This is a genomic window from Lactobacillus sp. ESL0233 (assembly GCF_003692995.1).
Lineage (GTDB): Bacteria > Bacillota > Bacilli > Lactobacillales > Lactobacillaceae > Lactobacillus > Lactobacillus bombicola.
The window spans coordinates 195111-221698 of sequence record NZ_REHH01000006.1 but is presented as its reverse complement, the minus strand read 5'-3'; the positions used below and the strand labels follow the sequence as shown (position 1 = coordinate 221698).

At 35.9% G+C, this 26588-nt stretch carries 26 protein-coding genes; 5 read left to right on the top strand and 21 right to left on the bottom strand.

Going from position 1 to position 26588, the window contains the following annotated elements:
• Window positions 1–157: 157 nt before the first annotated feature.
• Window positions 158–1303 (top strand): IMP dehydrogenase, encoded by a 1146-nt coding sequence (locus tag F5ESL0233_RS02705; protein ID WP_122058607.1) that lies wholly within the window; start codon window positions 158–160, stop codon window positions 1301–1303.
• A gap of 122 nt (window positions 1304–1425) precedes the next feature.
• Here F5ESL0233_RS02705 and F5ESL0233_RS02700 read toward each other — a convergent pair whose 3' ends face one another.
• From F5ESL0233_RS02700 to murB, 8 genes are all read right to left on the bottom strand, one after another.
• Window positions 1426–2145 (bottom strand): hypothetical protein, encoded by a 720-nt coding sequence (locus F5ESL0233_RS02700; protein WP_122058605.1) that lies wholly within the window; start codon window positions 2143–2145, stop codon window positions 1426–1428.
• A 26-nt stretch (window positions 2146–2171) separates the two neighbouring features.
• Window positions 2172–2609 (bottom strand): CopY/TcrY family copper transport repressor, encoded by a 438-nt coding sequence (locus tag F5ESL0233_RS02695; RefSeq protein WP_090093134.1) that lies wholly within the window; start codon window positions 2607–2609, stop codon window positions 2172–2174.
• 24 nt (window positions 2610–2633) lie between these two features.
• Complete coding sequence (locus F5ESL0233_RS02690) at window positions 2634–3449, bottom strand: Cof-type HAD-IIB family hydrolase (RefSeq protein WP_090093250.1); 816 nt, start codon at window positions 3447–3449, stop codon at window positions 2634–2636.
• Window positions 3450–3539: 90 nt separating this feature from the next.
• Window positions 3540–5351 (bottom strand): glutamine--fructose-6-phosphate transaminase (isomerizing), encoded by a 1812-nt coding sequence (glmS, locus tag F5ESL0233_RS02685; RefSeq protein ID WP_122058604.1) that lies wholly within the window; start codon window positions 5349–5351, stop codon window positions 3540–3542.
• 217 nt (window positions 5352–5568) lie between these two features.
• Window positions 5569–6918 (bottom strand): phosphoglucosamine mutase, encoded by a 1350-nt coding sequence (gene glmM / locus F5ESL0233_RS02680; RefSeq protein WP_090093131.1) that lies wholly within the window; start codon window positions 6916–6918, stop codon window positions 5569–5571.
• A gap of 24 nt (window positions 6919–6942) precedes the next feature.
• Complete coding sequence (locus F5ESL0233_RS02675; protein ID WP_122058602.1) at window positions 6943–7920, bottom strand: YbbR-like domain-containing protein; 978 nt, start codon at window positions 7918–7920, stop codon at window positions 6943–6945.
• Window positions 7917–8762, bottom strand: a complete 846-nt coding sequence (cdaA, locus tag F5ESL0233_RS02670; protein WP_090093127.1) for a diadenylate cyclase CdaA — start codon at window positions 8760–8762, stop codon at window positions 7917–7919. Before cdaA ends, F5ESL0233_RS02675 begins: the two co-directional genes overlap by 4 nt.
• A 34-nt stretch (window positions 8763–8796) precedes the next feature.
• On the bottom strand, window positions 8797–9696 hold the full coding sequence (gene murB / locus F5ESL0233_RS02665) for a UDP-N-acetylmuramate dehydrogenase (RefSeq protein WP_122058601.1): 900 nt from the start codon (window positions 9694–9696) through the stop codon (window positions 8797–8799).
• A gap of 97 nt (window positions 9697–9793) precedes the next feature.
• Here murB and F5ESL0233_RS02660 point away from each other — a divergent pair, with 97 nt between their 5' ends.
• A complete protein-coding gene (locus F5ESL0233_RS02660) occupies window positions 9794–10327 on the top strand; it encodes a 3'-5' exonuclease (protein ID WP_090093124.1) in 534 nt (177 codons plus the stop codon).
• A 92-nt stretch (window positions 10328–10419) separates the two neighbouring features.
• Here F5ESL0233_RS02660 and tsaE read toward each other — a convergent pair whose 3' ends face one another.
• The 3 genes from tsaE to F5ESL0233_RS02645 are packed head-to-tail and all read right to left on the bottom strand — an operon-like array spanning window position 10420 to window position 12596.
• Complete coding sequence (gene tsaE, locus F5ESL0233_RS02655) at window positions 10420–10902, bottom strand: tRNA (adenosine(37)-N6)-threonylcarbamoyltransferase complex ATPase subunit type 1 TsaE (RefSeq protein WP_090093123.1); 483 nt, start codon at window positions 10900–10902, stop codon at window positions 10420–10422.
• A gap of 1 nt (window position 10903) precedes the next feature.
• A complete protein-coding gene (gene pta, locus F5ESL0233_RS02650; protein ID WP_122058599.1) occupies window positions 10904–11890 on the bottom strand; it encodes a phosphate acetyltransferase in 987 nt (328 codons plus the stop codon).
• 10 nt (window positions 11891–11900) lie between these two features.
• Window positions 11901–12596: a uracil-DNA glycosylase gene (locus F5ESL0233_RS02645; protein ID WP_090093120.1), complete on the bottom strand. Its 696-nt coding sequence runs from the start codon at window positions 12594–12596 to the stop codon at window positions 11901–11903.
• A gap of 160 nt (window positions 12597–12756) precedes the next feature.
• On the opposite strand from F5ESL0233_RS02645, the gene F5ESL0233_RS02640 reads away from it, so the two are divergent.
• Both F5ESL0233_RS02640 and F5ESL0233_RS02635 read left to right on the top strand, forming a co-directional pair.
• Complete coding sequence (locus F5ESL0233_RS02640; protein WP_118897984.1) at window positions 12757–13632, top strand: Cof-type HAD-IIB family hydrolase; 876 nt, start codon at window positions 12757–12759, stop codon at window positions 13630–13632.
• Window positions 13633–13640: 8 nt separating this feature from the next.
• Window positions 13641–14162, top strand: coding sequence for a hypothetical protein (locus tag F5ESL0233_RS02635; protein ID WP_090093116.1), 522 nt, complete (start codon window positions 13641–13643; stop codon window positions 14160–14162).
• 183 nt (window positions 14163–14345) lie between these two features.
• Here the strand turns inward: F5ESL0233_RS02635 and F5ESL0233_RS02630 are convergent, their stop codons facing one another.
• From F5ESL0233_RS02630 to F5ESL0233_RS02600, 7 genes are all read right to left on the bottom strand, one after another.
• On the bottom strand, window positions 14346–15002 hold the full coding sequence (locus F5ESL0233_RS02630; protein ID WP_122058597.1) for a hypothetical protein: 657 nt from the start codon (window positions 15000–15002) through the stop codon (window positions 14346–14348).
• Between the two features lie 244 nt (window positions 15003–15246).
• Window positions 15247–15558 carry a YxeA family protein gene (locus F5ESL0233_RS02625; protein WP_090093113.1) on the bottom strand — a complete coding sequence of 104 codons (312 nt, stop codon included), beginning with the start codon at window positions 15556–15558 and terminating at the stop codon, window positions 15247–15249.
• A 327-nt stretch (window positions 15559–15885) separates the two neighbouring features.
• On the bottom strand, window positions 15886–16641 hold the full coding sequence (gene tpiA, locus F5ESL0233_RS02620; RefSeq protein WP_122058595.1) for a triose-phosphate isomerase: 756 nt from the start codon (window positions 16639–16641) through the stop codon (window positions 15886–15888).
• A 22-nt stretch (window positions 16642–16663) separates the two neighbouring features.
• Window positions 16664–17875, bottom strand: coding sequence for a phosphoglycerate kinase (pgk, locus tag F5ESL0233_RS02615; protein WP_090093110.1), 1212 nt, complete (start codon window positions 17873–17875; stop codon window positions 16664–16666).
• A 99-nt stretch (window positions 17876–17974) separates the two neighbouring features.
• Window positions 17975–18991, bottom strand: coding sequence for a type I glyceraldehyde-3-phosphate dehydrogenase (gene gap, locus F5ESL0233_RS02610; protein WP_090093108.1), 1017 nt, complete (start codon window positions 18989–18991; stop codon window positions 17975–17977).
• 62 nt (window positions 18992–19053) lie between these two features.
• Entirely contained in the window at window positions 19054–20085 is a 1032-nt protein-coding gene (locus F5ESL0233_RS02605) for a sugar-binding transcriptional regulator (RefSeq protein ID WP_090093106.1), read from the bottom strand.
• A gap of 480 nt (window positions 20086–20565) precedes the next feature.
• Window positions 20566–22092: a GW dipeptide domain-containing protein gene (locus F5ESL0233_RS02600; protein ID WP_122058594.1), complete on the bottom strand. Its 1527-nt coding sequence runs from the start codon at window positions 22090–22092 to the stop codon at window positions 20566–20568.
• Window positions 22093–22266: 174 nt separating this feature from the next.
• On the opposite strand from F5ESL0233_RS02600, the gene F5ESL0233_RS02595 reads away from it, so the two are divergent.
• Window positions 22267–23703, top strand: a complete 1437-nt coding sequence (locus tag F5ESL0233_RS02595; protein ID WP_118897981.1) for an APC family permease — start codon at window positions 22267–22269, stop codon at window positions 23701–23703.
• A gap of 346 nt (window positions 23704–24049) precedes the next feature.
• On the opposite strand, the gene F5ESL0233_RS02590 is transcribed toward F5ESL0233_RS02595, so the two are convergent.
• The 3 genes from F5ESL0233_RS02590 to F5ESL0233_RS02580 are packed head-to-tail and all read right to left on the bottom strand — an operon-like array spanning window position 24050 to window position 26419.
• On the bottom strand, window positions 24050–24538 hold the full coding sequence (locus F5ESL0233_RS02590; protein WP_255409629.1) for a MucBP domain-containing protein: 489 nt from the start codon (window positions 24536–24538) through the stop codon (window positions 24050–24052).
• Between the two features lie 47 nt (window positions 24539–24585).
• Window positions 24586–25086 carry a MucBP domain-containing protein gene (locus tag F5ESL0233_RS02585; RefSeq protein WP_122058680.1) on the bottom strand — a complete coding sequence of 167 codons (501 nt, stop codon included), beginning with the start codon at window positions 25084–25086 and terminating at the stop codon, window positions 24586–24588.
• Between the two features lie 10 nt (window positions 25087–25096).
• Window positions 25097–26419, bottom strand: coding sequence for a BspA family leucine-rich repeat surface protein (locus tag F5ESL0233_RS02580; protein WP_122058590.1), 1323 nt, complete (start codon window positions 26417–26419; stop codon window positions 25097–25099).
• Window positions 26420–26588 lie beyond the last annotated feature (169 nt).

The following is a 26588-nucleotide window of genomic DNA, read 5'->3' as shown; positions in this document are numbered from 1 at the left end:
TCGCTTAAATGTTTACAATAAAAATAAAAACTATTTTTTTGTTCGGATTACATAAAAATTTAATTTTATTAAAAATTAACACTTGACCGCCATGCAATTCCCTAGTAAAGTGTAATCAATTTAACTTTAATAATTCTAAGTAAGGAGAGTGCACTAAATGTCAAATTGGTCAACGAAATTTAATAAAGAAGGTTTAACCTTTGATGACGTCTTATTAATTCCTGCTGAAAGTAACGTTCTACCTAATGAGGTTGATCTTCACACGCAACTAGCACCAAATATTAAGCTAAACATTCCTATTATTAGCGCCGGAATGGATACTGTAACAGAAGGTGCCATGGCAATCGCAATTGCTTTACAAGGTGGGTTGGGAGTAATTCATAAGAACATGTCAATTACAGCTCAAGCCAGTGAAGTTGCCAATGTTAAAAATGTCGTTGTCCCAAATAATTTTACTAAAGCAGCCATTGATCAAAACAATCATCTGCTAGTAGCTGCTGCCGTTGGAGTTACTAGTGATACCTTTGAACGCGCTACTGCTTTACTTGAAAATGGCGCCGATGCAATTGTTATTGATACCGCCCATGGGCATTCAGCAGGTGTTCTTCGTAAAATCAAAGAAATTAGAGAGCATTTCCCTCAAGCTACTTTAATCGCTGGCAATATTGCAACTGGTGATGCAACCAGATCCCTCTTTGATGCAGGTGTTGATGTTGTTAAAGTAGGAATTGGCCCTGGCTCAATCTGTACTACTCGGGTAGTCGCTGGGGTTGGCGTACCCCAAATCACTGCTATTTACGATGCGGCTACTGCAGCGCAAGAATATCATAAACCAATCATTGCAGATGGTGGTATGCAATATTCTGGCGATATTGTTAAGGCCCTAGCCGCAGGTGGAAATGCGGTAATGCTTGGCAGTATGCTTTCAGGTACAACTGAAGCACCGGGGGAAATTTTTGAAAGTAATGGGCAAAAATATAAAGCATACCGCGGGATGGGTTCAGTTAGTGCAATGGCCCAATCTCACGGCTCATCTGACCGTTATTTCCAAGGTGGTGTTAACGAAGCTAATAAACTCGTGCCAGAAGGAGTGGAAGCTCGGGTTGCCTATAAAGGCGATGTTTCGGACATTATTTTTCAAATTCTTGGGGGCTTACGTTCAGGTATGGGCTACGTTGGTGCTGCTTCAATCACTGATTTACGGGAAAATTCACAATTTATACGTATTACTAATGCAGGACTACGTGAATCTCACCCCCATGATGTCCAAATTACTAAAAAAGCACCAAATTATACTAAGTAATTATTGCTAATTTAAGTTAGTCCCGCACAAATAGCCTGAATTTGAATTTTTTAAAAACGCAACAAAATAACCGCTAGTCTTTAAGACTAGCGGTTATTTAGCTAATTAATCATTTAACATTTTTAATTATCATGTTCATTTTTTTTCGTAATTTTCAAAATTGGTGGCCAGAGAATCAGAGCAACCAACCCGATGGCTAAGCCTAACCAAAGTGCAGACGAAGTGATTAACGTGATACCATGATATTGCATTTGTAAATTATGCAAAACATTATTACTGTAGAACTGTAAGGCTCCAAAAGAGCCAACAGTAGCTAACAAAATAGCAATTGATGCCCACCATTTACCAAATAAAACAAGGATAATAGCAATTGCAAAGAGAATAATCAAACCAAAAAAGCAATAATGAAAGATAGCAATAGTTTGGTTAACATCTTTTTTATTTTTTTTAAGGTTATCATTAATGTTATTTATAATTACATAATTTGCTGCTTCTTGTACTTTGTTATTAGCTGGTAGAGCTAAATTTTTTGCGGTTAACTCTCCATTTTCGCGATAGGTAACACTAAGGTTATACATACTAACATAAGATATATTTTGGTGGTATTTGCGCGGCAATTGTTCTAGAATTTTATCTTCTACGCCCAATTCCTTAGCCAACCGATATGTACCTTTAAAACTATCATTATCTGATTGGTCAATACTCTTTTGAATAAGTGTTTTAGCCATTTGCGGGACATTAGGTACAGCCATAATTACTGGACTTTCCAGTAACAAAAATCCTGATACACATAACAAAACAGTAAATACCAAACGCATTAAAATACTGCCAAACCTTCTCATTTATAACCTCCTAATTATTAATTTGATTAACAATTGTGTTGACCTGAAGCTAAACAATTACAAGGAACCATTTTAGGTGCATGGGCTTTTTTTAAAATAAGCTCATTTTCAATAGTTGCAATATCACTTTGAGATAGGGGCAGCCCTTTTAGTATTTCAATCAATACCTGACCCTTATGCATATCACACATATGATCCATTAATTGGTTAGTCACCTTAATCATCATTTCAATTTGACTAACTGTCGCCGAATAAGCAAACCGTCGCCCATCTTTGCGCGTTTGTAGTAAGCCCTTCTTGACCAAACGTCCCATTAAAGTCTTGATTGTTGATTCTGACCAATGCTTTTTTGTTTGCAGTTGTTCAATCACGTCACCAGTATGAGTCTCACCAAGGGTCCAAATAATCCGCATTACTTCCCACTCAGCTTCTGAAACATTATGTTCTATCTTTTTTTCTACCATAATAATCAACTCTACTTTATTTTACTACAAAACAAATTTTTTTATTGCTTTAGCAATTCCATTATGATTATTATCATCAGTTACATAATCAGCTTTATCCTTAATTAATTCGATAGCATTACCCATCGCTATTTTTTTAAAGTTGGGGTTAGAAAACATTGAAATATCATTACCCTGGTCGCCAAAAATCATCACGTCTTTTTGCTGAATTTTAAGGCGATCAGCTAATTGGATTAAAGCATTACCCTTAGAAGCAATCTTATCATTGATTTCAATGATTTCTGCAAAACTTCTTACTACATCGTACTTCTTAAATACCCATTCAGGAATATTATTCCATAGCTTGTCCATTTCTTGAAGATCATCAATTAAACTGAAACCAATTTTGTTAAAAGAAAAAGCTTGCGGAATTTCTTCTGGTCGTCTAATTTTAATCATATTGTTAGTAACTGCACCGTTATTTGCCAAGTTAGTTCCTATATCACGATCACAGGTCCAAAAACAATCAGGCGTTTCAAAATGTAAATTCACATGAGCTAAACGTTGTAAACGTAACATATTAGTAAAATCTTGATAGCCCATCTTTTGATTCATTAAAATGTTACCAGCTAAGTCTTGAATTACTGCACCATTAAAAACAATGTCATATTGGTCTTTTCCCATTAATTCTAATTGTCGATTATAGGGCATTGCACCAGATAAAGGACGACCTGTTGCTAAAACAACTTTAATTCCCTGACGACTTACCTGCTTTAATACTCTCTCAGTTTCAGGCAAGATTTGATTATTACTTGTGAGCAGAGTTCCATCCAAATCAACTGCAATTATTTTAATTGCCAAAATTTTTTCCTCCCACTTTTTAGCATTATTAGCTTCATTATACAAAAAGTCGTAATTACTTACGACCTTTTCTTTTTATTTAGATATACTTTATTCTACGGTAACACTTTTAGCTAAGTTTCTTGGTTTATCAACATCTAGTCCTTTTATTTTAGAAGTATAGTAGGCAAATAACTGTACCGCTACAACAGAAATAAGTGGACTTAAATAATAATTAAGATTAGTCAAAACGATATCATCATTAGCTTTAGCCAAACTTTGACTAGCAATAGTAATTACTTTTGCCCCTCTGGCAATAACTTCTTGAATGTTTCCGCGCATTAAATCTGCAGTTAATGGATCATTGATTAATGCAATTACCGGCGTACCGGGTTCAATTAATGAAATCGTACCGTGCTTTAATTCTGCAGCTGCAAAACCTTCTGTTTGAATATACGAAACTTCTTTTAATTTTAATGCTGCTTCTAAAGCAACAGGGTAATCAATTCCCCGTCCAATATAAAATGCATTACGCGATGATACTAAATATTTTTGGGCTAGTTGAGCAATTTTATCTTGGGTCGAAAGAACCTGCTCAATTCCTTCAGCAGCCAAGGCAAGGTTTTCTTTTAACAAGAAATCTTTCGCTCTTTTTTTAGCTAACTTCTCACCTACAGCCTTAGCCAAAATGGCTTCAACTGTAATTTGAGCAATGTAAGCTTTAGTTGAAGCTACTGCAATTTCTGGCCCCGCCTCAAGCGACATTGCATAATTAGCTTCACGGGCTAGAGTTGAATTGGGAACATTAGTCAAAGTTAAACAAGGAATTTTACGCTTTATTGCTTCCTGCAAAACCACCCGAGAATCAGCCGTTTCTCCAGATTGCGAAAGAAAAATAAAGAAAGGATGCTGCGATAAGATTGGAAAATGATATCCTGCTTCTGAGGCAAAAGCAACTTCGGTCGGTATCTCTGTCAATTCTTCAATAATTTCTTTGCCAACTAGACCTGCATGATAACTTGTACCTGCAGCAAAAATATAAATACGATCAGCACGAGATAGACCAGTGGTAATTTTCGGATCAACTTGAGGTGTACCAGCCTGATCGAGATAAGTTTGTGCCAAATGATGTAAAACAGTTGGTTGTTCACAAATTTCTTTTAACATATAAAATTCGTAAGTTCCCTTACTTGCAGCATTAGGGTCAATATTAACTTGATATGACTGATGTGCCACCGCTTTTCCATCAAGTGTTTCTAATTTATAGTTATTTTTAGTAATATCACCAACTTCACCATCTTGGATATCAATAAAAGTTTTTGTTTGATCCAAAACTGAAAGAGCATCTGAAGCTATAATATTAAAATTATGGCCTAAACCTAACATTAACGGCGACTTGTTTTTAGCGATATAGATATGATCAGGATATTTATTATCAACTAATAAAATTGCATATGAACCCCTAATTAAATTCAAAGCTTGTTTTAGTGCACTAAAGGTATCTAACTCCTGTTCTTGAACAATTTTACTGATTAATTGAACCATAACTTCAGTATCCGTATTTGATTTAAAAATTACATTTTTTAAGTATTTATCTTTTATTTCCTGATAATTTTCAATTACCCCATTGTGAACCATATAAAAGCGTTTCATTTGATCAAATTGAGGATGAGCATTGTTATCAGTAGGTTCGCCATGTGTAGCCCAGCGAGTGTGCCCAATTCCTACTAATCCTTGCTCTTTTGTTTGCATTTGCTCTTTTAAATTTTGAATTCTACCGGTAGTCTTAGTCAAATATTCATTACCCGCCAAATCATTCAAATAGATTCCGGCAGAATCATAGCCGCGGTACTCTAACTTAGTTAGACCATTTAGCACGATTTCTTTTGCTTCTTTACCTACGAGACCAACAATTCCACACATATTATTCTCCTTTGGTATATTTAATTTTGTTAAATTGGTTTTGTTTAAATATTAGTTGTAACAAAAGGAATAATAGCCTTTTTATTAAAGATGGTCAAGTTAAATTATCTAAATTGGTATATACTAAATGCAATATTTTTATATTAATCTAAAAATAAAAAGCAGATCAAACACATTTTCTCAGTGTTTGGTCTGCTTTTTTATCACTTTATAAAATTTAAATACCCATCTCTTTTTCAACTACATCAGTAATTTGCTTTACATAAGCATCGGTTATTTCCTGTGTTGGACCTTCAGCCATTACCCGTAATAATGATTGTGTGCCAGAAGGACGAACCACTACCCGGCCATCTCCCTGCATATCTGCTTCAACTTTCTTAATTACATCAACAATCGCTTGATGATTTTCCCAACTATGTTTATCAGTAACTGGAACATTTACTAGACATTGAGGATAGTCTTTAAAGTCTTTTAATAACTCAGTCAGTAACTTACCCGTTTTTTTCATTACTAGCATTAACTGTAACCCAGTTAGCATCCCATCCCCAGTATTATGATAATCACTCATAATTACATGACCAGATTGTTCACCACCTAAGTTATAGCCATGCTTTCTCATTTCCTCGGAAACATAGCGATCTCCAACTTGCGTACGTACATTCTTAATACCATGTTTTTCTAAAGCTTTTGTAAATCCCAAGTTGCTCATTACAGTAGTCACAATTGTATCATCTTTTAAGCGCCCACTATCTTCCATGTAAGTACCTAAAATATACATAATGTGATCACCATCAACTTCGTGACCATTTTCATCTACAGCAATACAGCGATCAGCATCGCCATCAAAGGCCAAGCCTAATTGAGCCTTTTGCTTAACCACTTCTTCTTGTAATTTTTCAGTATGTGTGGCACCAACATGGTCATTAATATTTAAGCCATTAGGATGAGTAGCAATGGTGGTAAAGTCAACACCGCAATCAGCAAATAAGCGTGAGATTAAACTACTTGCCGCTCCATTAGCGCCATCAATAACTACTTTAATACCGTTGAGATCTTCAGGAATAGTATTTTCAATAAACTGCAGATATTTGGCACTACCTTCATGAAAATCAGTTACCGAACCTAGTCCTGTAGCTGATGGACGTGGTAAGGCATCTTTTTCATTATCAATTAATTTTTCAATTTCTTCCTCCATCTCATCGGATAATTTTAGACCATCACTACCAAAAAATTTAATACCATTATCTTCAGCTGGATTATGCGAGGCTGAAATTTGAATGCCAGCATCAGCTCCTTGCGCTCTAACTAAATATGATAGACCTGGAGTAGTAATTACACCAACTTTTAATACTTCAATTCCCACTGAAAGTAATCCTGAAATCAAAGCATATTCAAGCATTTGTCCGGAAGCCCGAGTGTCTCTTGAAACTAAGACTTTCGCCTGTTCATTTTTAGTATTCTTAGTTAAGATGTAACCCCCATCACGTCCTAGTTTAAATGCCAGCTCAGGAGATAAATCTCGATTAGCTACGCCACGAACACCATCTGTACCAAAATATTTCAACATTTTATAAACAACCTTCCTTATCCATTATTTACCTTTAATTTTTTCATTATTCGTATTCTCGACTTTTAGATCCACACTAATTTGACTCGGATCAGCCTTCACTATACCTTGAGGCAATTTTAACTTCACTAACTTAGTCGTTGAACTGTTAATCTTGCTTAAATCAAGCGGTACTTTCAAGTGTTTCACTTTAGTCAAAGCCTCTTCGGTCCCAAACAAAGTAACATAATTACTTCTAGTACTAATCGAGTATAATTTATTTTGCTTTTCATGCATTGGTTGTAATTCAACTTTTACCATTTTTTGAGCAATTGTGATTGGAATTATTACCTTAGCCGTTGCCGGTTCGATGACTACGTTGAGTTGGCGTCCTTTATGATCTTCAGCAATCAAACTGACTTGCCGTTCAAAGGTATGATCAATACCATTAGGTAAAACTACTTTAGCTATTATTTGATCAATCTGGTCAACTTCACTACGAGCACCGGTTACTTCAGCTTCTTGTGGGTAAATGTTAACATCCCCTAACCTATATCCACGAGCGACTGCCCCTTTATTATACTCTGTTTGTATAGGCATTGTGGTAGATTTTCGTCGTTGAATATTCACATTTACTGTTTTAGGATTAACAGAATATGATACCTGTTTACTCATTCCAGTAATCTTTATTTTAACCGTATGCCGACCAATATCTTTATTAGTCAAATCAATATATGCCCGAAAGTTTTGGGTATTGACCATTGATGTAACTAAAGCCGTCGAACCTTCTAAAGTAACACTAACTTTTTCAGGATAACCAATCACATAATACTTATCAGTGTCAACCGAAACTTGCAAAGGAACTTTAATAGTTTGCGTTTTATTAGCAGTTTGTTTAGTCCGTTCAGGCTGCCCCTGTGTCCAAAATCCACTTTGAGTATAATTTACATAAATCACCAGTAAAATAGCAATTAAAAGTGAGACTAAACGAATGAACCATGCTTTGCGCCAAAATTCTTTCATCGGTCGGCACCCCATTTCCAAATTTTACGTAAAGCCTTTTGATACCATTTTTCATTATTATTTTTCTTGGGAACAAGCGCGGCAGTTAAATACTTCATATACTCATCCCGACTAATATCCAAAAGTAGCCGCCCATTACGAGTAATAGTTACGCCACCGGTTTCTTCAGATACTACAATCGTAATTGCATCAGTTACTTCCGAAATACCTACAGCAGCTCTGTGTCTAGTACCAAGTCTTTTAGGAATCATCGTACTATCTGATAAAGGTAAATAAGCCGCTGCGACCGCAATTTCATGGTCTTGATTAATAATCACTGCCCCATCATGTAGTGGAGTATTAGGAATAAAAATATTAATTAATAATTCACCTGTAACACGAGCATCTAAATTAATTCCTGTTTCGATATAATCATCAAGCCCAGTCTCTTGTTGCAAGGTAATTAAGGCACCAATCCGCCTTTTGGACATGTACTGGATAGCCTTATCAAGTTCATTAATAAACCTAAGCGATTCATTACGCTCGCTATCTTCGCGCTCACCAAAAATTGGTAATCGTCCTAAATGCTCAAGTCCACGACGTATTTCAGGTTGAAAAATAATAATAATACCAATGACTGACCAAGAAACAATTTGATCTATCAACCACGTTGTCGTGTGCAGCTGTAAAACACCTGCGATAATGCGGACAATAAAAATTAAGACGATACCCTTGGCTAGTTGAACTGCCTTAGTACCCCTAATTAAGATAACCAAATGATAAACTAAGAACCAAATGATTAATACGTCAAGAATAATTGACAAGTTATTCCAAGTAAAGATGTTGCTAACATTAAAATTCATCTCTGCTCCTTTCCACTATTAGAGATTTACTTTTTTATTCAGTGGGTTTCCCAATTATTCTAACTTCAGTTTGTAAATCCAGCTTAAACTTTTCTTTAATTACACGTTGAATCAAGTGAATTAAATTCAAATAATCAGTAGCAGTGGCATTGCCTTTATTTACAATAAAACCAGCATGTTTCATGGAATCTTGTGCCCCCCCAATTTGCTTACCTTGTAAGCCAGCTTCAATAATCATTGGGCCCACAAAATGACCTTTTGGTCGTTTGAAAACACTACCACATGACGGATACTCTAGTGGCTGTTTATACTTACGCAAGGCATTTAAATAATTCATATCAGCTAAAATTTTACTTTTAGTTTCCCTTTTTAAAGTAAAATCTGCAGCTATTACGATATCACCATTTTCCTGAATAAGTGAGTGTCGGTAAGCAAATTTCATTTCTTCATTAGAATATACTTTAAACTCACCTTTGCGTGTCAAAACTTTTACATTTTTCACTACTGCACAAGTTTCTCCACCATAGGCTCCTGCATTCATAAAGACAGCTCCACCTACACTACCAGGAATCCCAGCGGCAAACTCTAGCCCACTTAAACCATGTTCAGCTGCGGTAAAAGCAGTATCAATTATACGTGCACCAGCTTGAGCTGATACTTGCTTATCTGCAACCTTAATTTGGTTCATTTTAGTTAAAATAACCACTAAACCATCTATTCCACCATCACGGATAATTAAATTAGATGCATTACCAATTACTGTTAAGGGTATATCATTCTTAAATGTATAGCGTACTAGTTCCTTTAATTCAGTTATAGTTTGCGGAAAAGCTAAATATTCTGCTGGACCACCTGTTTTAGTAAAAGTATATTTGCTTAGCGGAACTTGTTTCTTAATTTTTGTTCCTGCTTGTTCTATATTAAATAACTCCACCGTTAAAATCCCCTTTATAATACTTTTTCTATTTTACCGCATTAAGGCATTTGCTTCACTCTATGTTATACTAAAATTAATTATTTAAGGAGAAAAAATGAATTTTATTGCTATGGATTTTGAAACTGCCAATCGGCAGCCTGAAAGTGCTTGTTCCCTAGCACTTGTAATGGTGCGAGATAATAAAATTATCGACCGCTTTTATACCTTGATTAATCCACAAATGCCATTTGACAGTCGTAATATTCAAGTACATGATATTACCGCAGATGAAGTAAAAACAGCACCAACAATGGCTGAAGTTTGGCCTCAAATTAAAGACTTATACCAACCTGGCATGTTAGTGTGTGCACATAACGCTCGTTTCGATACTAATGTCATGCGTAAAAGCTTAGCACGTTATGATATTACCGAACCGCATTATTTCGTTCTTGATACACTTAAAACTAGTAAGTTATTTGAGCCTGATTTGCCAAACCATAAATTGGATACTGTAGCTAAAGCACTTCAAGTTGAACTATGGCATCATCACAATGCCTTAAGCGACAGTGAAGCTTGTGCGGGAATTTTGATTGCCCAAAATAAGCAATTTGGCGACGAGGCACTTAAGAATTTAGTTGAACAAGTATAAAGGCTAGAAATCGGCCATATTTAAAAGAGTTAGCACTGACCAATGCTAACTCTTTTTACTAATAAAATATTTTAAAGCTAAAAATTTAAGCTTCAGCTAATGGATTTAAGCTGCACTAAAATATCCGCTAACCATTGTTTAGCACGCTCACCCTGCACTTCAAATTCAACCGTTCTTTTAGTCGAATCCCACTGATCATCAACACGGCGGATAGTCAATTGCAAAGCATACTCTGGTAATTGCGCTTTAATCACTTGGGGCCATTCAATCACAACTAAGCCAGGTTCAGCTAGATAACTATTTAGATCAATTGAGGACAAATCGTCGTTTTCTAAACGGTAAAAATCCATATGAAAAAGGGGCAGACATGCCTCGCGATATTCCCGAACAATTGTAAAAGTTGGGCTCTTTACTGGTCGCTTAATTCCAAGAGTACGACCGATTCCTTGCGTTAACGTCGTTTTGCCTGCACCCAAATCACCTTTTAAAAGCAAGAGATCATGTGGCTTAGTTGTTAGAGCGATAGCTGCACCGATTTTATTCATTTCAGCTGCCGAATTTACAGTTAATTTCATCTTACTCACCCTCTGCACTTACTTGAGCAGCAGTTAATATTGCCATATTATATATATCTTGACTACTAGCACCTCTTGAAAGGTCATTAATGGGTTGCGCAATTCCTTGCAAAATTGGTCCTATTGCTGTGAAATTTCCTAACCGCTGCGTCATTTTATAAGCAATATTACCTGACTGTAATTCTGGGAAAATAAAGATATTAGCTCGCCCTTTAAGCGGAGATGTCGACGCTTTTTTTCTAGCCACTTCAGGTACAAAGGCTGCATCAAATTGCAATTCCCCATCAGCAAGAATATTGGGGTGATTGTGAGCAAATATTTGATAAGCCTCCGCTACGCGGTCAACCATAGTCCCCTTAGCTGAACCTTTAGTTGAAAAACTTAAAAAAGCTACCCGGGGTTCAAGGTCAATCATACGAGCAGTGGCAACTGACTGATAGGCAATTTCAGCTAGGGTTTTACTATCAGGTTCAGGATTAATCGCACAATCTGCAAAAATATATCTTTCTGCTCCACGTTCCATAATAAAGCTACCAGAAACTCGCTTCATCCCTGCAGCTGTATGAATTAATTGTAGAGCTGGTCGGACAGTATCGGCTGTAGAATGAGCAACTCCAGAAACCATTCCATCAGCTTTACCTAATTTGACTAGCATTGTTGCATAATAATTAGCATCATTCAGTGCTCGTAACACATCGGCCTCAGCCACCTCTTTACCGCGAGCAGCAATGAAGGCTGGTACTAATTCACTAATTGCTGAATCATGCTGATAATCAATAATTTTTGGTTGCGGATAAGTTAACTTGCTACTCCTAATAGTAGTCATAATCTTTTGGGGATTACCTAATAAGATTGGCTCAACAATTGATCCCTCAGCTAATTTACTGGCTGCTTCCAGAACCTTTTGCTCATTTCCTTCAGGAAACACTAAGCGATATTTTACGCCCGTTTTTTTTAATTTGTCTTCTAATAATGTAAAAATACTCATTTTTCATTCCTTATGCTAAGTCTATCTGTTTAATTTCTGCGGGTAGCTGCCAATCAATGGGACCTGTCCCAAATTTTTTCAAAGCAGCATTACAACGTGAAAATGGCCTGGACCCAAAAAAACCACGGCTGGCTGACAATGGGCTAGGGTGAGCTGATTTAATCACAAAATTACGATTTTGGTCAATTAAATTAATCTTATTTTGAGCGTATCTTCCCCATAAAATGAAGACCACTTTTCCGCGATCACTAAGTGCTTTAATTGCTGCATCCGTCACCTGCTCCCAACCTTTACCTTGATGACCATTTGCCTGACCCAAAGGCACGGTTAGAACGGCATTAAGCAGTAAAACACCTTGATCAGCCCATTTTTTTAAATAACCATGATTAACTGGAGCACAGCCAACGTCATCATACAATTCACGGTAAATATTAACCAATGATGGCGGTAACGAGATGCCAGGCATTACGGCAAAACTCAGCCCAGTTGCTTGACCAGGGTTATGATATGGATCTTGACCAAGAATTACTACTTTAGTTTTAGTAAAAGGGGTTAATTTAAAAGCGGTAAAAATATGGTACATATCTGGAAAAATTTGCCTAGTTGCATACTCTACTTTTAAAAATTCATGCAGCTTATGATATTCATTACTAGCAAATACTGGAGCTAAAACTTGATCCCAGTCATTGCCGATATATTTTTTCATTCTGTAAAACGTCCTCGCTTTCATTAGCTTTTATGGTATCATGAAATTAATTGTTATTGAAAAGAAGCTGAATAATTTTAGCGCTTCTTTAGCAAATATAATCTTAATAGACAGAATATTTATTACCTTATAGAATTATTAGGAAGGGGAACATTTAACCTTGATTAAATTAGTAGCTTGTGACCTTGACGGAACACTATTCAACAGTAGTTTAGACATTTCCGCCGAAAATATCGCTGCAATTAAAGCAGCCCAACAAAATAATATTGAATTTTTAATAGCAACTGGCCGCTCACCTAAACAATCACGTCAAGCAATTAGAAAATATGGGTTACAGACCGGTTTTATCAATATTAATGGCGCCTTAGTCTATGATGCTAATGACCAATTACAAGTCAAACATGCCCTTCCTCAATCAAAGGCTAAGCAAATTGCCGCTATTTTAGAACGACATCAACTTTATTATGAACTTGTAACTGCCGATCAAATTTATTCTACGGACACGAGCCAGCGGATTGCTAATTTAGCACGATCATTGATGCAATTAAACGCTGAACTAACTTTTAAAAAGGCCGTAGCAATTGCTGCTGGGAGTAATGCGATGTTAAGCATGAAATTTGTAGCTAATTTTGCCAAACTTTTAAATGATCCGCAAATCGAAGTCATGAAAATTATTTCTTTTAATGCTAATGGGCAACAGGCATTTACGCAAGCCAAACAAGAAATTGCTGCCTTAGGCGACCTAGCAATTACTTCTAGCGGTCCCGTCAATATTGAAATCAATGATGTTCACGCACAAAAAGGACCAGCTTTACTTGATTATGCCCACAAGAAAAAAATCAAGCGGGAAGAAGTTGCAGCTATTGGAGATAATCTAAACGATTTAAGTATGATTCGTGATGCAGGCGTCGGTGTAGCAATGGGCAATGCGGTTCCTAAAATTAAAGAAATAGCCCAAGTAACTACTAAATCAAATGATGATCATGGTGTCGGTTATATATTAAGGAAGTTTATTAGCGCAAATGCTAAGGAATAGGAGTCGTTATGCGCTATTTATTGGAACTCAATCAACGACAAGAATATGGGCAAATTCCTGTCGCCAATGAAAATGGCAAAATTCGCTACATTATTGAAGGTAACTTGAATAATCCTAATCATACCCTATATTTAAAAACGGTAAATGGAACAGAAATTGGCCGCTTATATGCTGATGGTAATGGGTTAATCTCCTCTTTTACAATTGATGTGGTCAATCATTCGCTGGTTAAGGTCAAGCACCTGAATAATAGCCTGGCCAATCTTTTTTATATTACAAGGTTAAATTACCTTGTCACTGGTAATATCAAAAATGGGCGTTATAAATTTTTAACTGGCGTTAAAAAAATTGCTACTGTTCAAACCACTATGGTTAAAATCGGCGTGGTGCTAACTTGTAAAATTTCACGTCCAGAAGACGTCCCCTTTATCCTCTTATGCGCAACCCTTTTTACTCAATGGCACACAACTCCCTTACGCTTGCCTACCTTTCCACCAATTGGTCCGCGGTATAATGTGAATTTTAACTAATTTACCGCTACAAATAAAATTAGCTCCATTACAATTTCCGCTCCACAGAGTTACTAAAACTAGGAGCGGATTTGTTTTACTTTCAATTACTTAATAAATATTTTATCTTTAGTTTCTTATAATTCGCACAAACAAAAAGGGTCTTACTTAAGTAGTAAGACCCTAAATAACTATTTAACTAACTTATTTGTTTTTTGATCTAAGCAAAACCCATTTACTATATTCCATATTCTTAAATTGGTGCTTACCATACTTATCAGCTAATTCCTTAGTACGGAAATATTGTTGGGTAGCTGCACCAACATGTGGATTAGCTTCAAAAATAACAGTTTCCTTTTTGCCATTAAGTTTTTCAGTTCTAGCCGCAAAAGCAAAACCATTATCAATTGACTTTTTACCAACTGGAGTAACAATAATCCAGTCAATGCCGTTTACCTTCTTTTTACTTACACGAACGTACTTATTTAATTCTTTAGCATTCTTAGCTTGCCAATCAGCAGACATTTGCCATGGATACTTATTAGTCCCCTTTAATTTTGCACTTGTAACTGCTTTAGCATATTCACCACTTCTTGGTGACCCTAATCCAGTTTTATGAAAATCTAATGGCTCCATCCGTAAAAGATCATTACTATACCATTTACCAGCCCACTCTTTAGGGAAAGTATATGACTTACCAAAGGCAACTTTAACTGCTTTAGCTTGTTTACTTGGATTAACCGTCTTAGCTTGCTCAGCAGCCGCATGAGATGTTTGGACTTGCGTAGCACCTAGGCTAGTAGCAGTAGAAACACCAATTGCAGCAGCTGCCAATACAGTTAAAATTTTATTACTTTTCATTTTTTATCTCCTAATAAACTTTTATTATTCTTAGGATTATACCACAGGTAATTTGCGATACAAGCCAATTGGACCACAAAATTTAGATGTAAGGTTATAGTAAACAAACAGTCATATTAGTAATCAAAAAGATACAATAAAATTACTGGCATTCATAACCTAATTTGCTTAATAACAGTCATAATACGCCCTTTTACTTCTTGGACCTATTAAAGACAATATTCACTATAGTATCTTTAGTTATTCATTCCATAGGCATTTGTTTTCCTGCAATATAGTCAACTAGTTTGACATACTGCCCTTTATGTTGAATCGCAATGTACTCTTTTGAGGCATCATAGCCACCAACAAAGTTTAATTTGTAAGGTAACTTCTTGCCTAATTTATTAACAGCTTGAACATTATAATATTTTTGTGTGTTTTTAGGCACCTGAGCATAAGAAATTTCCGTTTTTAGTAAAGGGTTAAAATAATCAGTATATTTATTATGAATTAAAAATGGAAAAGTCAATAAAACAGCTAAAGTAGCAATCATTGAAAAAAATATTTTTTTCATTTTCAAACCTCACTTTTATTAATTTTTATTTTTTTATTATTTAATTTAATCATATAATCACATTATCACCAAACATTTGGACCATGTGGTGCCACCATAATTATGGCTACTTAATTAAAGCCTGTTAATATAGTATTTTCTTAAAAAGAAATTTATCATTATTGAGGCCTTGGTTGCACCTTGCAAGCAGCAACTTTATAAAAAAAATTAAAAAAAGGAAGTAAAAATATACTTTACTATCTATACTAATTACTTTATTATTACCCAGTATTTCAATAAAAAAACAGCTATTACACTATGCAATAGCTGTTTTTTAGATTTTATAACTTAGTCTTGGTAATTAACTAAGTCTAAGTATGAATCTGATTTTAAGCTGGCTCCGCCAACTAAACCACCATCAATATTTGGTTTAGCCATTAATTCCTTAACATTAGCAGGATTAACTGAACCACCATATTGAATGCGAACATTTTCAGCAGTTTCATTATCATATAGATCTCTAACTGTATCGCGAATGGTTTTACACATTTCTTCAGCTTGATCTGATGTTGCAGTTTTACCAGTACCAATAGCCCAAATTGGCTCATAAGCAATTACCAAGCTTGAAACTTGGTCTGCAGTCAAACCATTTAAGGCAGCCTTAATTTGACCAACAACCCATTCTTCTTGCTGATTAGCTTCACGCTTTTCAAGTGATTCACCACAACAAAGAATTGGGGTAATGTTATTGGCAAATAATGCTTTGGCCTTCTTGTTAATATCTTCATCAGTTTCGTGGAAATAATCCCGACGTTCTGAATGCCCAATAATGCAGTAGTTAATACCCATTTCTTTGAGTACTTTAGGTGAAGTTTCACCCGTAAAAGCACCTTCATTTTCAAAGTAGGTATTTTCTGCACCAATCTGTAAATCAGAACCTTGGGCTGCTTTTTGTAAAGCATCAAGGTCTACAGCTGGAGCACAGATTAAGGATTCAACTTTACTTGCTTGGGGTAACTTATCCTTAACAGCAGTCGCAAATGCAACAGCTTGTTCAGGATTCATATTCAACTTCCAGTTACCAGCAATAATTGGTGTACGCATATCTTAAATTCCTTTCTGAGAACTATTTATCTGAAATGCAGACAATTCCAGGTAATTCCTTACCTTCAAGGTATTCAAGTGAGGCTCCACCACCGGTTGAAATGTGGGTAATCTTAGGAGCAATACCTAATTGTTTAGCAGCTGCAGTTGAGTCACCACCACCAATAATCGTAGTGGCATCAGTTAATTCTGCTAATGACTTACCAACTTCTAAAGTACCTTCGGCAAAGTTTGGCATTTCAAAGGCACCCATTGGTCCATTCCAAACAACTGTCTTAGCATCTTTTAAGATGTCTTTGAACTTTTCAACACTCTTAGGACCAATATCAAGTCCCATCATGTTGTCAGGAATATCATCACCAACAACTTCACGAGCAGCATCATTTGAAAATTCAGTTGCAGCTAAGTTATCAACTGGTAATACAATCTTACCATCAGCATCGTTTAGCAATTGCTTAGCCAAGTCAACCTTATCTGGCTCAAATAATGACTTACCAATGTTATGACCTTGAGCTGCTAAGAAGGTATAAGCCATCCCACCACCAATTAAAATGTGGTCTGACTTTGGAATTAAATTGGTAATAACATCAATCTTGTCAGAAACTTTAGCTCCACCTAAGATAGTTACAAATGGGTGAACCGGATTAGCTACGGCATCACCTAAGAATTTAATTTCTTTTTCCATTAAGTAACCAGCTGCTGCAGGCTTGCCAGCCTTCTTCATAGCTTCGGCAATACCAACGTTTGAAGCATGGCTTCTGTGCGCAGTACCAAAAGCATCGTTTACGTACATGTCGCCAAGAGATGCCCAATATTCACCAAGAGCGGGATCATTCTTACTTTCACGCTTGCCAAAGTCGTTATCAATGTCTTGGAAACGTGTATTTTCAAGAACTACAACATCGCCATCTTGCATGTTGTTAATTGCATTTTCAACTTCTTGACCTTCATTTTCAGGTACAAAGGTTACTGGCTTCTTCAATAATTCACTTAAACGTTCAGCAATTGGCTTAAGTGACAATTCTTTTTTATCATCAGCAGTCTTTACTCGGCCTAAGTGACTAAGTAAGATAGCCTTACCACCATTATCAATAATATAATTGATGGTAGGAAGGGCAGCAACAATACGGTTGTCATCACCAATCACACCGTCTTTAATTGGCACATTGAAATCAACACGAACTAAAACCTTTTTATCTTTTACATCAAGGTCTGAAACAATTAATTTAGCCATCTATATCCTCCGATAACTTAATTATTTTAATGATAAGAAAAAAGACGGAAGGAAGAATTTCCCTCCGCCTTCTCTTTTACTACTTAATTAATTTAAAAATTAAAGAGTAGCAAATTTCAACAAAGTACGAACCATTTGGCAAGTGAATGAGTATTCATTGTCGTACCAAGCAACAGTCTTAACTAATTGGTTGTCACCAGCAGTGGTTACCATAGTTTGAGTTGGGTCAAAGATTGAACCAGCAGTCATACCAACGATATCACTTGAAACAACTTCATCATCGTTGTAAGCAAATGAGTCACTTTCGTATTTCTTCATTGCTGAGTTAACTTCATCAGCAGTTACATTCTTGTCAAGAATTGAAACTAATTCAGTTAATGAACCGTCAGTAACTGGAACACGTTGTGCGTGACCGTTAACTTTACCGTTCAATTCTGGAACAACAAGACCAATAGCCTTAGCAGCACCAGTTGAATGAGGAATAATGTTAACAGCAGCAGCACGGGCAGCACGCTTGTTACCACCACGAACAGGTCCATCCAAAAGCATTTGAGTTGAAGTGTAAGCGTGGATAGTAGTCATAGTAGCTACTTTAACACCAAATTCTTTTTGTAATGCATCAACCATTGGTGCTAATGAGTTAGTAGTACATGAACCAGCTGAAACAATAGTGTCGCTAGCATCTAAAGTGTCATCGTTTACTGCGTAAACAATAGTCTTCAAGTCGTTGCCAGCAGGAGCTGAAATCAAGACTCTCTTGGCACCAGCATCAAGGTGAGCTTGTGACTTAGCCTTGCTGGTGTAGAAACCAGTACATTCAAGAACGAAGTCAACACCATCGTTCTTAACCCATGGAATGTTTTGAGCTTGTGGCTCAGCGTATACACGGTAGTTTTTACCATCAACAACGATTGAATCTTCAGTAGCTGAAACTTCGTGGTTGAAAGTACCATGAGTTGAGTCATACTTCAATAAGTGAGCCAAAAGTGCTGGAGTAGTCAAGTCGTTAATAGCAACAACTTCAATATCCTTTGACTTTTCGCCTAAATCCATAATGCGACGAAATGCTAAACGACCGATACGGCCAAAGCCGTTAATACCAATTTTAACTGTCATATTCTAAAGTCCTCCTTAGGAACTATGTAAGAACTACATACATCTTTTATTTTAAACGAGAATTATTTCTCCTTTAAAATCTTATTTGAGGCACCTTCATCAGTTATTAGCCAGGTTTGATGAGGTGCATTAGGCATATAAGCATTGATTGCTTTAGCCTTATGGCTACCGCAAGCAAAAGCAAATATGTGGGGTATTTTATTTAGATTCTCGAACTGCAAGCCAACCTGTTGCACGCGGTCGACAATCTTACCTTTGTTATCGAAGAAACACCCAAAACATTCGGTAACGACTCTTTTTTCACGCAATTCAGATAGCCGCATTGCGTCATAACCTCTGCGTCGAGCCATATCATGAGCAAGTCCAATGCCGTGAATTAAAACATCTGTTTTAGAAATGTCTTCTAAAACATCAGCCACGGTAGATTCACGAATTAGTGATTTATAAGCTGCAGTTGAAACTTGCTCGGGCAAATACAATGTCTTGTATTTGCCGCCAGTTGCTACAGCCATTTCTTGAACAATTGTATTGCTTTGAATAGCAACATTTTCGCCCAAGGCACCACGACCAGGAACAAACTCTAATTGCCGATTTTTCCCTAAACTTTTAGACAAATTTTTAGCAGATTTAGCAAGTGCTGCTCCACCAAGTACGGTGATAATCGAATGACCTAGTGGTAAAAGCAAGTCAAGCGCTGCACTGAGCTCTTCACCCATTCTTTCAAAAACTAGTTCTTGTAAATCACTATCACCTGGTACAATGATTGTTCGTTCAATGCCCAGTTTACGTGCCAAATCAATTTCGGTTTTGCGAGCATTAAACAAACGGTCAATCAATGGTGCTGCATCTTGCAACATCTTCTCGCCCTTCTCTGTCATAAACATGCCAAAATTCTTAATTTCGATTAAACCGAGATTGCGAAGATTCTCTGTTTCCGTTCGCACGTTTCTTTCAGAAAGACCCAATGCCTGAGCCACACTTCTGCGACCAACGGGCGCATTCAGCGATATCTGTTCAAGAACAAGATATCTTTGCCGAAAAACTTTTAGTATGTCAGGAACGAGAGCTTCAAGCACTGGAAATTCCGCGTACATCAACTTCTCTCCTTATCTTGGGACGCAAGCTGACCCATTAGTTGTCATTTTTTGTCCCGCTTTGCCTAAAAATATAAGAGAAACGTAGACTAATAGATATTAAATCTCCCATTTCTCAATCGACACCTATAGTATAACAACCAATTTTAAATAATTCAAGAAAAACAAAGTTATGCAAGATAGCCAAGTTCTTCTTTAACTTAATCATACTACAACTTTCTTTTTTAGCGCTAAAAAAAGATTTCATTTTTACTTCTTTTTCTGCTATAATAGCTAAAGTATTGTTTGGGTCCTTAGTGTAATGGATCGCACGTAAGATTCCGGTTCTTAAAATCTGAGTTCGACTCTCAGGGGACCCATCAAGATAAAAAGCTAAGTAGTAATACCTACTTAGCTTTTTTATTATTTATTTTTATCAAAGATGCCGTAGACTTATATTTTGAAAAAAACGGGCTCACACCAATGAGCCTGCTTTTAAACTTAATTAATTTTTCCTGCTGTTAATTCACCTCGTTGGGCAAACTCAACATATAACTTGCCCTTATCGGCCGATAACCCTTCAATTTCACGTTTAACATGTAAATGATGGGTTGCTTGATAAGTACCATTTTCTGCAACTTTAAAAATGTAATCATTAAAACCAATAAAGAATTGACGGTGCTTTTTATCATAGGTAAAGCCTTGGACGGGCGAGCCATTGCTAATAAAATTACCTTTAGTAGCACCAACTTGAATAGGAGTCCAAGTATCACCTGAACGCGTTACTTTCCAATATTCATAGTAATTATTAGCACCATTATGGAAGAGACAATACATCGTGTTGTCATCCGCAAATGTCGCATTATGGATATAACGAGGTGATGTACCACTCCAAATACGAAAACTCCAAATTTGATTAATCTTCATGTCAGACTTGCGAATTTGCAATATTTCTTCCGAATTATTTGAATTTTTCGACTTGTTATTATTGGCAATTACATAAATGTAATTCTCTGACGAACCAATCGCTTGACCATGACCCAACTTAATATATGGACTGACTTTAATATGAGAGGCATAGTGCTTAAAAGTTGACCACTTAAGTTGCGGTAAATTTTGTGCCTTAAACTTATTTATCTGATTTAAATTATATGAAACAAGGTGCCCATAAGCAGCACTGCTAGAATTAAAAACTGCAACTGTAAAATTAGAGTCCTTAACCGTTATTCCTTCTGGAATTACCCCAACTTGTCCCATCTTATCTGCGGCCTTATTATAGTCAAGGCTGACAAATCGTGGTTGAAATAGTATTGTTTTCAAAGTTAAACCATTACTTCTAAAGGCGTTTGCTCTAGTCTCTGATCTAAAATTATGGGCAGCATTCCAATTACGAGAAGAAGATGGAGAGCTACCTTTCCAAGTCGAAACTTCTTTAGGTCCGTTCATTGGACGTAAACCAGCCCGAGCAATCCCTTCATTCTTATCAGAGCGAACTACAACATCAACACTAGCCTTAGCCGAACCATAAGTGTATTCAACTGTCGTCTTTCCTGGTGAAGCAGAATTTATACTAGAATGAGATGTTTTTACTTTAGCAAGATCAATGGCCGTTCCTTGAGCATCTGTAACATAATTAACTGCATCTTTAGGATCAAAATTAAAGGCACTATTTTGGACTAAGCTAACATTTTTGGCAACCGATATTTGATTGCGGACAAAAAAATCTTGTTTTACCCATCCTACTGGTCGTCCATCCACAATAATTTTCCAATATTCTCCCTTTTTAGTAGAAATTGACTGTTTGGACTGAATTTGAGCAAATTTAAAATATTTAGTAGAAGAAAATTTACCGGTAGGTCCCTTCTTTGAAACATGATGGTAAATCGGATAATCTACATTACCAGCAATTTTAGTAACAGCTTTATGATAAGTCTTAGCACTTACAACTGAATTATTACTTCCAATAAATAAAGCAATAACTAAAATTAAGTTTGTAATAAGCGCTAAGCTTTTAATTCTTTTCTTCATTATATACCTACCTTCTAAAACTATATATATGTATTTTTGCATAATTATTAATTATAAGCAATAGGTGTATTATGTTATCTAATTATTTATTTAAGCTATAAAATGATAGATTTTTTTCTTTGTCTAGTTTAAAATAAACTAGTTATTATAGTTTTCATTAGGAGCATTAATTTTATGATTGAATCAGAAAAAAATTCAAAAAAAATGATGTGGACCACCCTAGCAATCATGGCCTTTTCGACCGTGTGGGGATTTGGTAACGTAGTTAATGGTTTCATCTACTTTGATGGAACAAAAGTTATTTTTAGTTGGATTTTAATTTTCCTACTATTCTTCGTTCCATATTCATTAATGGTCGGCGAATTAGGATCTGTTTTTAAAGATTCCGAAGGTGGTGTTTCTTCTTGGATCAACGCTACCATGGGACCAAAATGGGCCTATTATGCCGGGTGGACTTTTTGGGCAGTCCATGTTGTTTACATCTCAAGTAAAGGTACCGGTGGTTTAAGAAGTATGGCTTGGGGCATTTTCGGTAATACTAATTGGTATGATAGTTTACCTACTGCCTGGACACAATTAGCTACTTTAGTTGTCTTCTTATTCTTCTGCTGGGTAGCCAGCCGCGGTGTGCCAGTTATTAAGACTTTGTCAACAATCGCTGGATCGTCAATGTTTATAATGTCTATTTTATTTATTTTGATGATGTTTGCCGCACCAGCAATTAATCCTCACGCAGGTTTTATGAACATAAGTTGGAATGTGAAGAATCTTATCCCTGACTTTAACGTTAAATACTTTACTTCCTTATCTATTTTGGTTTTTGCCGTAGGTGGGTGTGAAAAAATATCACCTTACGTTAATAAATTGAAAGATCCTTCAAAGAATTTCCCTAAAGCAATGATTGGTTTAGCCATAATGGTTATGGTCTGTGCCATTCTGGGAACAATTGCTTTAGCAATGATGTTTGATCCAAAAGTTGTTAATAATAACCTTAACGAATACATTTCTAATGGACCTTACATGGCCTTCAACAAGTTAGGTGAATATTATGGGGTTGGTGGCTTATTCATGTACATCTATTCATGGTGTAATGTGATTGGTCAATTCTCTACATTAGTATTAAGTATTGATGCCCCATTGAGAATGCTTTTAGGTAGTAAAGAAGCAAAGGACTACATACCTAAAAAATTACTCAAAGTTAATAAGCATGGCGCATATATCAATGGTATCTGGATGATTGTTATTCTATCTGGTGGTTTAATTGTCTTCCAGGCTCTGCTACCTGATGCTCAAGCAGTCATGGCACAATTAATTAAGCTTAACTCAATTGTGATGCCAATGCGTTATTTGTGGGTATTTGTGGCTTACATTGCTTTGCGTAAGCAAATCAAAAAATTCCACACTCCTGGTAATTACCAGATGACTAAACACCAATGGTTAGCATATTCTGCTGGTTTTTGGGCTTTCTTTATTAATTTTGCTTGCTGTCTGTTGGGAGTTTACTCAACCGATCCAGTAACTTTAACTCTAAACATTGCAACACCGATTGTCTTGTTCTTACTCGGGCTGATTCTACCGGCTATTCGCAATCACCAAGAAAATAAAGCTTAAACCAAAAGGACATTTAAAATTAACTATTTAATTTACTTTAAGAACTCATTCGACCTATAGTCGGAACGAGTTCTTTTAGTTTGTACTAAATTTTTAGTTCTATTTGAAAGCAAAACTTTAATATAATTACCTAAATAATTAGACTCACAATTTACTGGTAATTCCTCATATAAACAACTTCTTTAAAATTAAAAGTATGCCTAATTACTATTATTTACCACCTCAACTTAAAACTGATGTTAGTACTCCTTCATACAAAGTGGTGCCAATATTTTTTCCAAATACCAACAATAAACCCGCAAATAGCTGAGGAGCTGTTTGCGGGTTTAGAAAATTGATTCATTATTTAAAAATGTTTAGCAAGGGGCCAAATTACTCCGCCAAAACTTACTAATAATAAAATGCCCCCTAATAAAAAACATAGATTTGCCAGTTTCTGATCGGTGCCAGTCTGTGGTAAGGAATTGCCAGGTGCAGTACTATGAGGGAGTCTTGAGCTAGTAGGTCGGGCTAAATGATTAGCCTTAATTGCCAATTGCTTTTTTGCTTTATTAACTGGGCAAGCTAGCTCATAATGACCCAAGTCAGGATCAGTATTCTTAGGTTTCTCTATAACAGAAGCACCAGATTGAGGACTGTCACTAGTAGTAGATTTGATATACACATAAATAACTACTTGAGGCCGATCAGTAAAAAATCCAGTCGCATTATCTGGCCGAGCTTTTAATTGATAACCAGCTATTTCTTTGCTCATTGAAATATAGCCATCACCAACATTACCGTGAAGAATTTCATCTGAAGCTATTGTATTACCCTGAGCATCCTGATAATGAATTGTTACATCAGCGCCCTTAAGTGGGGGACGACTAGAGCCACTATCCTTTAGCAGGGAATAAACATAGGTGACTTCTTGTTCAAATATGCCAAATTTCCCCTGAGCATGCTAGGATGGTATTTAAGGTAATACTTTGCAATGTTCTTAGGTGTAGTTACATAATTTTCACCAAGTTTTCCAGTTAAAACATCATCCGGCGCTAACGCTTGATTATTTTCATCAACATACTTCACTCTGACAACTGCATCTAAATCAAAACGAACATAAGTATCTGCATCTTTTTCACCATGATAGTTTTGCTCTAAATCTGCTGCCGCAAAAACTTTACTACCCTCTGGAGAATTAATCGTACCGCGACCAACATTAGCCCATTTACCACCAATAGTTGAAAAATAGGTGCTCTGCAAATCAGTAATTTCCGTACCCAGATGAATAATCTTTAACTTAGGTAGCCCCAACATCCAAAATTTGTCCGTAACTTGCTTAGTATTAAAATTTTGAATATTTAATTCTACTAAACTGGCACAATTATCAAACATTGCCATCATACTAGTTACTTTAAGCAGTATTGAAGTTGCTCAAATCCAATTTAGTTAAACTTTTACAAGAATTAAACATAATTTCCATCGTTTCAGTATTTGAAGTGTCAAAATTACTTAAGTCGAGCTGTGTCAAACTATAACAATTATGGAACATCCACCTCATATTCTTAACTTGGGCAGTATTAAATGATGACAAATCTAATTTAGCAAGACTTTCACACCCATTAAACATACCACACATATTAGTAACCTGGGTAGTATCAAAAGATTGGATATTTAAGGTGGTTAAATTACGACAGCCATTAAACATGTCTGACATATCAGTTACTTTAGCTGTGTCAAAATTAGTTAAATCAAGCGACTTCAGTTGATCACACCATTCAAATAAAGAAAACATATTAGTAACCTTACTAGTATTAAAATGGCGGACATCAAGCTCCTTTACTGAATTACAGCCTTTAAACATTGCCTCCATTCTCATCACTTTACTGGTATCAAAACTACTGATTATACTTAAATCTGCTAAGTTTTTACAATTTGCAAACATTACAGCCATATTTGATACATTAGAAGTAATTAGTTCTCTATGCAACAATTTAGTCAAATTATAGCAATTATTAAACATATAGGCCATACTAGTAACCTTGCTAGTTTCAAATGACTGTAAATCTATCTCTGACAAAGTTTGACAATTACCAAACATTCTCTCCATATTGGTTACTTTAGTAGTATTGAACGCACTTAAATCAACACTAGTTAACTTCTGACAGAGATAAAACATTCTTGACATATCAGTAATTGTTGTAGTATCTACCTGATTTAGACCTTCAATTGTAGTCAAATTCGGCAATGAGGCAAACAGAGAACTTGCTGATCCAGTGATTGTTAATGGAGCTGTGATTTTTATACTTTTGATATTATTTCGCTCTTGTGGGAGTGCTCGAAAAATTGGTAGTGGATTATTAACTAGACCCCCGTTAATTGTCAATACACCCGTAGTTTGATCAAAAGCTAACTGTGAATTTCCCCATTGAATCGGTGCTAGGGCTGGCCGAGGAGTAGGCGGATCAGTTTGAAATTCTGTAGCAATTTGACTAGACTCTTGTTCAGATACAGCACTTGTACCTTGATCTTGGTTTGACTCAAAATAATTAATTTCTTCATTATTACTATTATCTGCACAGTATTGAATTTGATAAGAAGTAACTGTTTCTTGGTCAATTGCACTAATAGTCTGAGTATCTGCTTTAATGACATTAAAACTAATCATGAATAAGACAAATACGTATATACTAATCAATAATAACTTTGCTTTCAATAATTTTTTGTTTACGTACATATGAAATATCTCTTCTTAGATAATATAACTTGAGGCACTATAGTTGGGATAATTATTTAACAAAGTATACATAATATCCACCAAATATGTAAGTATGTACATAAAATATATGAAAATATATTATTGAATTATATGATTTAAAAATACAAAAAAGCGACAAACCATAATA

Excerpts from the sequence above, each read along its gene's own strand:
- F5ESL0233_RS02705 (WP_122058607.1), top strand. The coding sequence starts at position 158 with ATGTCAAATTGGTCAACGAAATTTAATAAAGAAGGTTTAACCTTTGAT.
- F5ESL0233_RS02700 (WP_122058605.1), bottom strand. The coding sequence starts at position 2,145 with ATGAGAAGGTTTGGCAGTATTTTAATGCGTTTGGTATTTACTGTTTTG.
- F5ESL0233_RS02695 (WP_090093134.1), bottom strand. The coding sequence starts at position 2,609 with ATGGTAGAAAAAAAGATAGAACATAATGTTTCAGAAGCTGAGTGGGAA.
- glmS (WP_122058604.1), bottom strand. The coding sequence starts at position 5,351 with ATGTGTGGAATTGTTGGTCTCGTAGGTAAAGAAGCAAAAGAAATCGTG.
- glmM (WP_090093131.1), bottom strand. The coding sequence starts at position 6,918 with ATGTTGAAATATTTTGGTACAGATGGTGTTCGTGGCGTAGCTAATCGA.
- F5ESL0233_RS02675 (WP_122058602.1), bottom strand. The coding sequence starts at position 7,920 with ATGAAAGAATTTTGGCGCAAAGCATGGTTCATTCGTTTAGTCTCACTT.
- cdaA (WP_090093127.1), bottom strand. The coding sequence starts at position 8,762 with ATGAATTTTAATGTTAGCAACATCTTTACTTGGAATAACTTGTCAATT.
- F5ESL0233_RS02660 (WP_090093124.1), top strand. The coding sequence starts at position 9,794 with ATGAATTTTATTGCTATGGATTTTGAAACTGCCAATCGGCAGCCTGAA.
- tsaE (WP_090093123.1), bottom strand. The coding sequence starts at position 10,902 with ATGAAATTAACTGTAAATTCGGCAGCTGAAATGAATAAAATCGGTGCA.
- pta (WP_122058599.1), bottom strand. The coding sequence starts at position 11,890 with ATGAGTATTTTTACATTATTAGAAGACAAATTAAAAAAAACGGGCGTA.
- F5ESL0233_RS02645 (WP_090093120.1), bottom strand. The coding sequence starts at position 12,596 with ATGAAAAAATATATCGGCAATGACTGGGATCAAGTTTTAGCTCCAGTA.
- F5ESL0233_RS02635 (WP_090093116.1), top strand. The coding sequence starts at position 13,641 with ATGCGCTATTTATTGGAACTCAATCAACGACAAGAATATGGGCAAATT.
- F5ESL0233_RS02630 (WP_122058597.1), bottom strand. The coding sequence starts at position 15,002 with ATGAAAAGTAATAAAATTTTAACTGTATTGGCAGCTGCTGCAATTGGT.
- F5ESL0233_RS02625 (WP_090093113.1), bottom strand. The coding sequence starts at position 15,558 with ATGAAAAAAATATTTTTTTCAATGATTGCTACTTTAGCTGTTTTATTG.
- tpiA (WP_122058595.1), bottom strand. The coding sequence starts at position 16,641 with ATGCGTACACCAATTATTGCTGGTAACTGGAAGTTGAATATGAATCCT.
- pgk (WP_090093110.1), bottom strand. The coding sequence starts at position 17,875 with ATGGCTAAATTAATTGTTTCAGACCTTGATGTAAAAGATAAAAAGGTT.
- gap (WP_090093108.1), bottom strand. The coding sequence starts at position 18,991 with ATGACAGTTAAAATTGGTATTAACGGCTTTGGCCGTATCGGTCGTTTA.
- F5ESL0233_RS02605 (WP_090093106.1), bottom strand. The coding sequence starts at position 20,085 with ATGTACGCGGAATTTCCAGTGCTTGAAGCTCTCGTTCCTGACATACTA.
- F5ESL0233_RS02600 (WP_122058594.1), bottom strand. The coding sequence starts at position 22,092 with ATGAAGAAAAGAATTAAAAGCTTAGCGCTTATTACAAACTTAATTTTA.
- F5ESL0233_RS02595 (WP_118897981.1), top strand. The coding sequence starts at position 22,267 with ATGATTGAATCAGAAAAAAATTCAAAAAAAATGATGTGGACCACCCTA.
- F5ESL0233_RS02585 (WP_122058680.1), bottom strand. The coding sequence starts at position 25,086 with ATGATGGCAATGTTTGATAATTGTGCCAGTTTAGTAGAATTAAATATT.
- F5ESL0233_RS02580 (WP_122058590.1), bottom strand. The coding sequence starts at position 26,419 with ATGTACGTAAACAAAAAATTATTGAAAGCAAAGTTATTATTGATTAGT.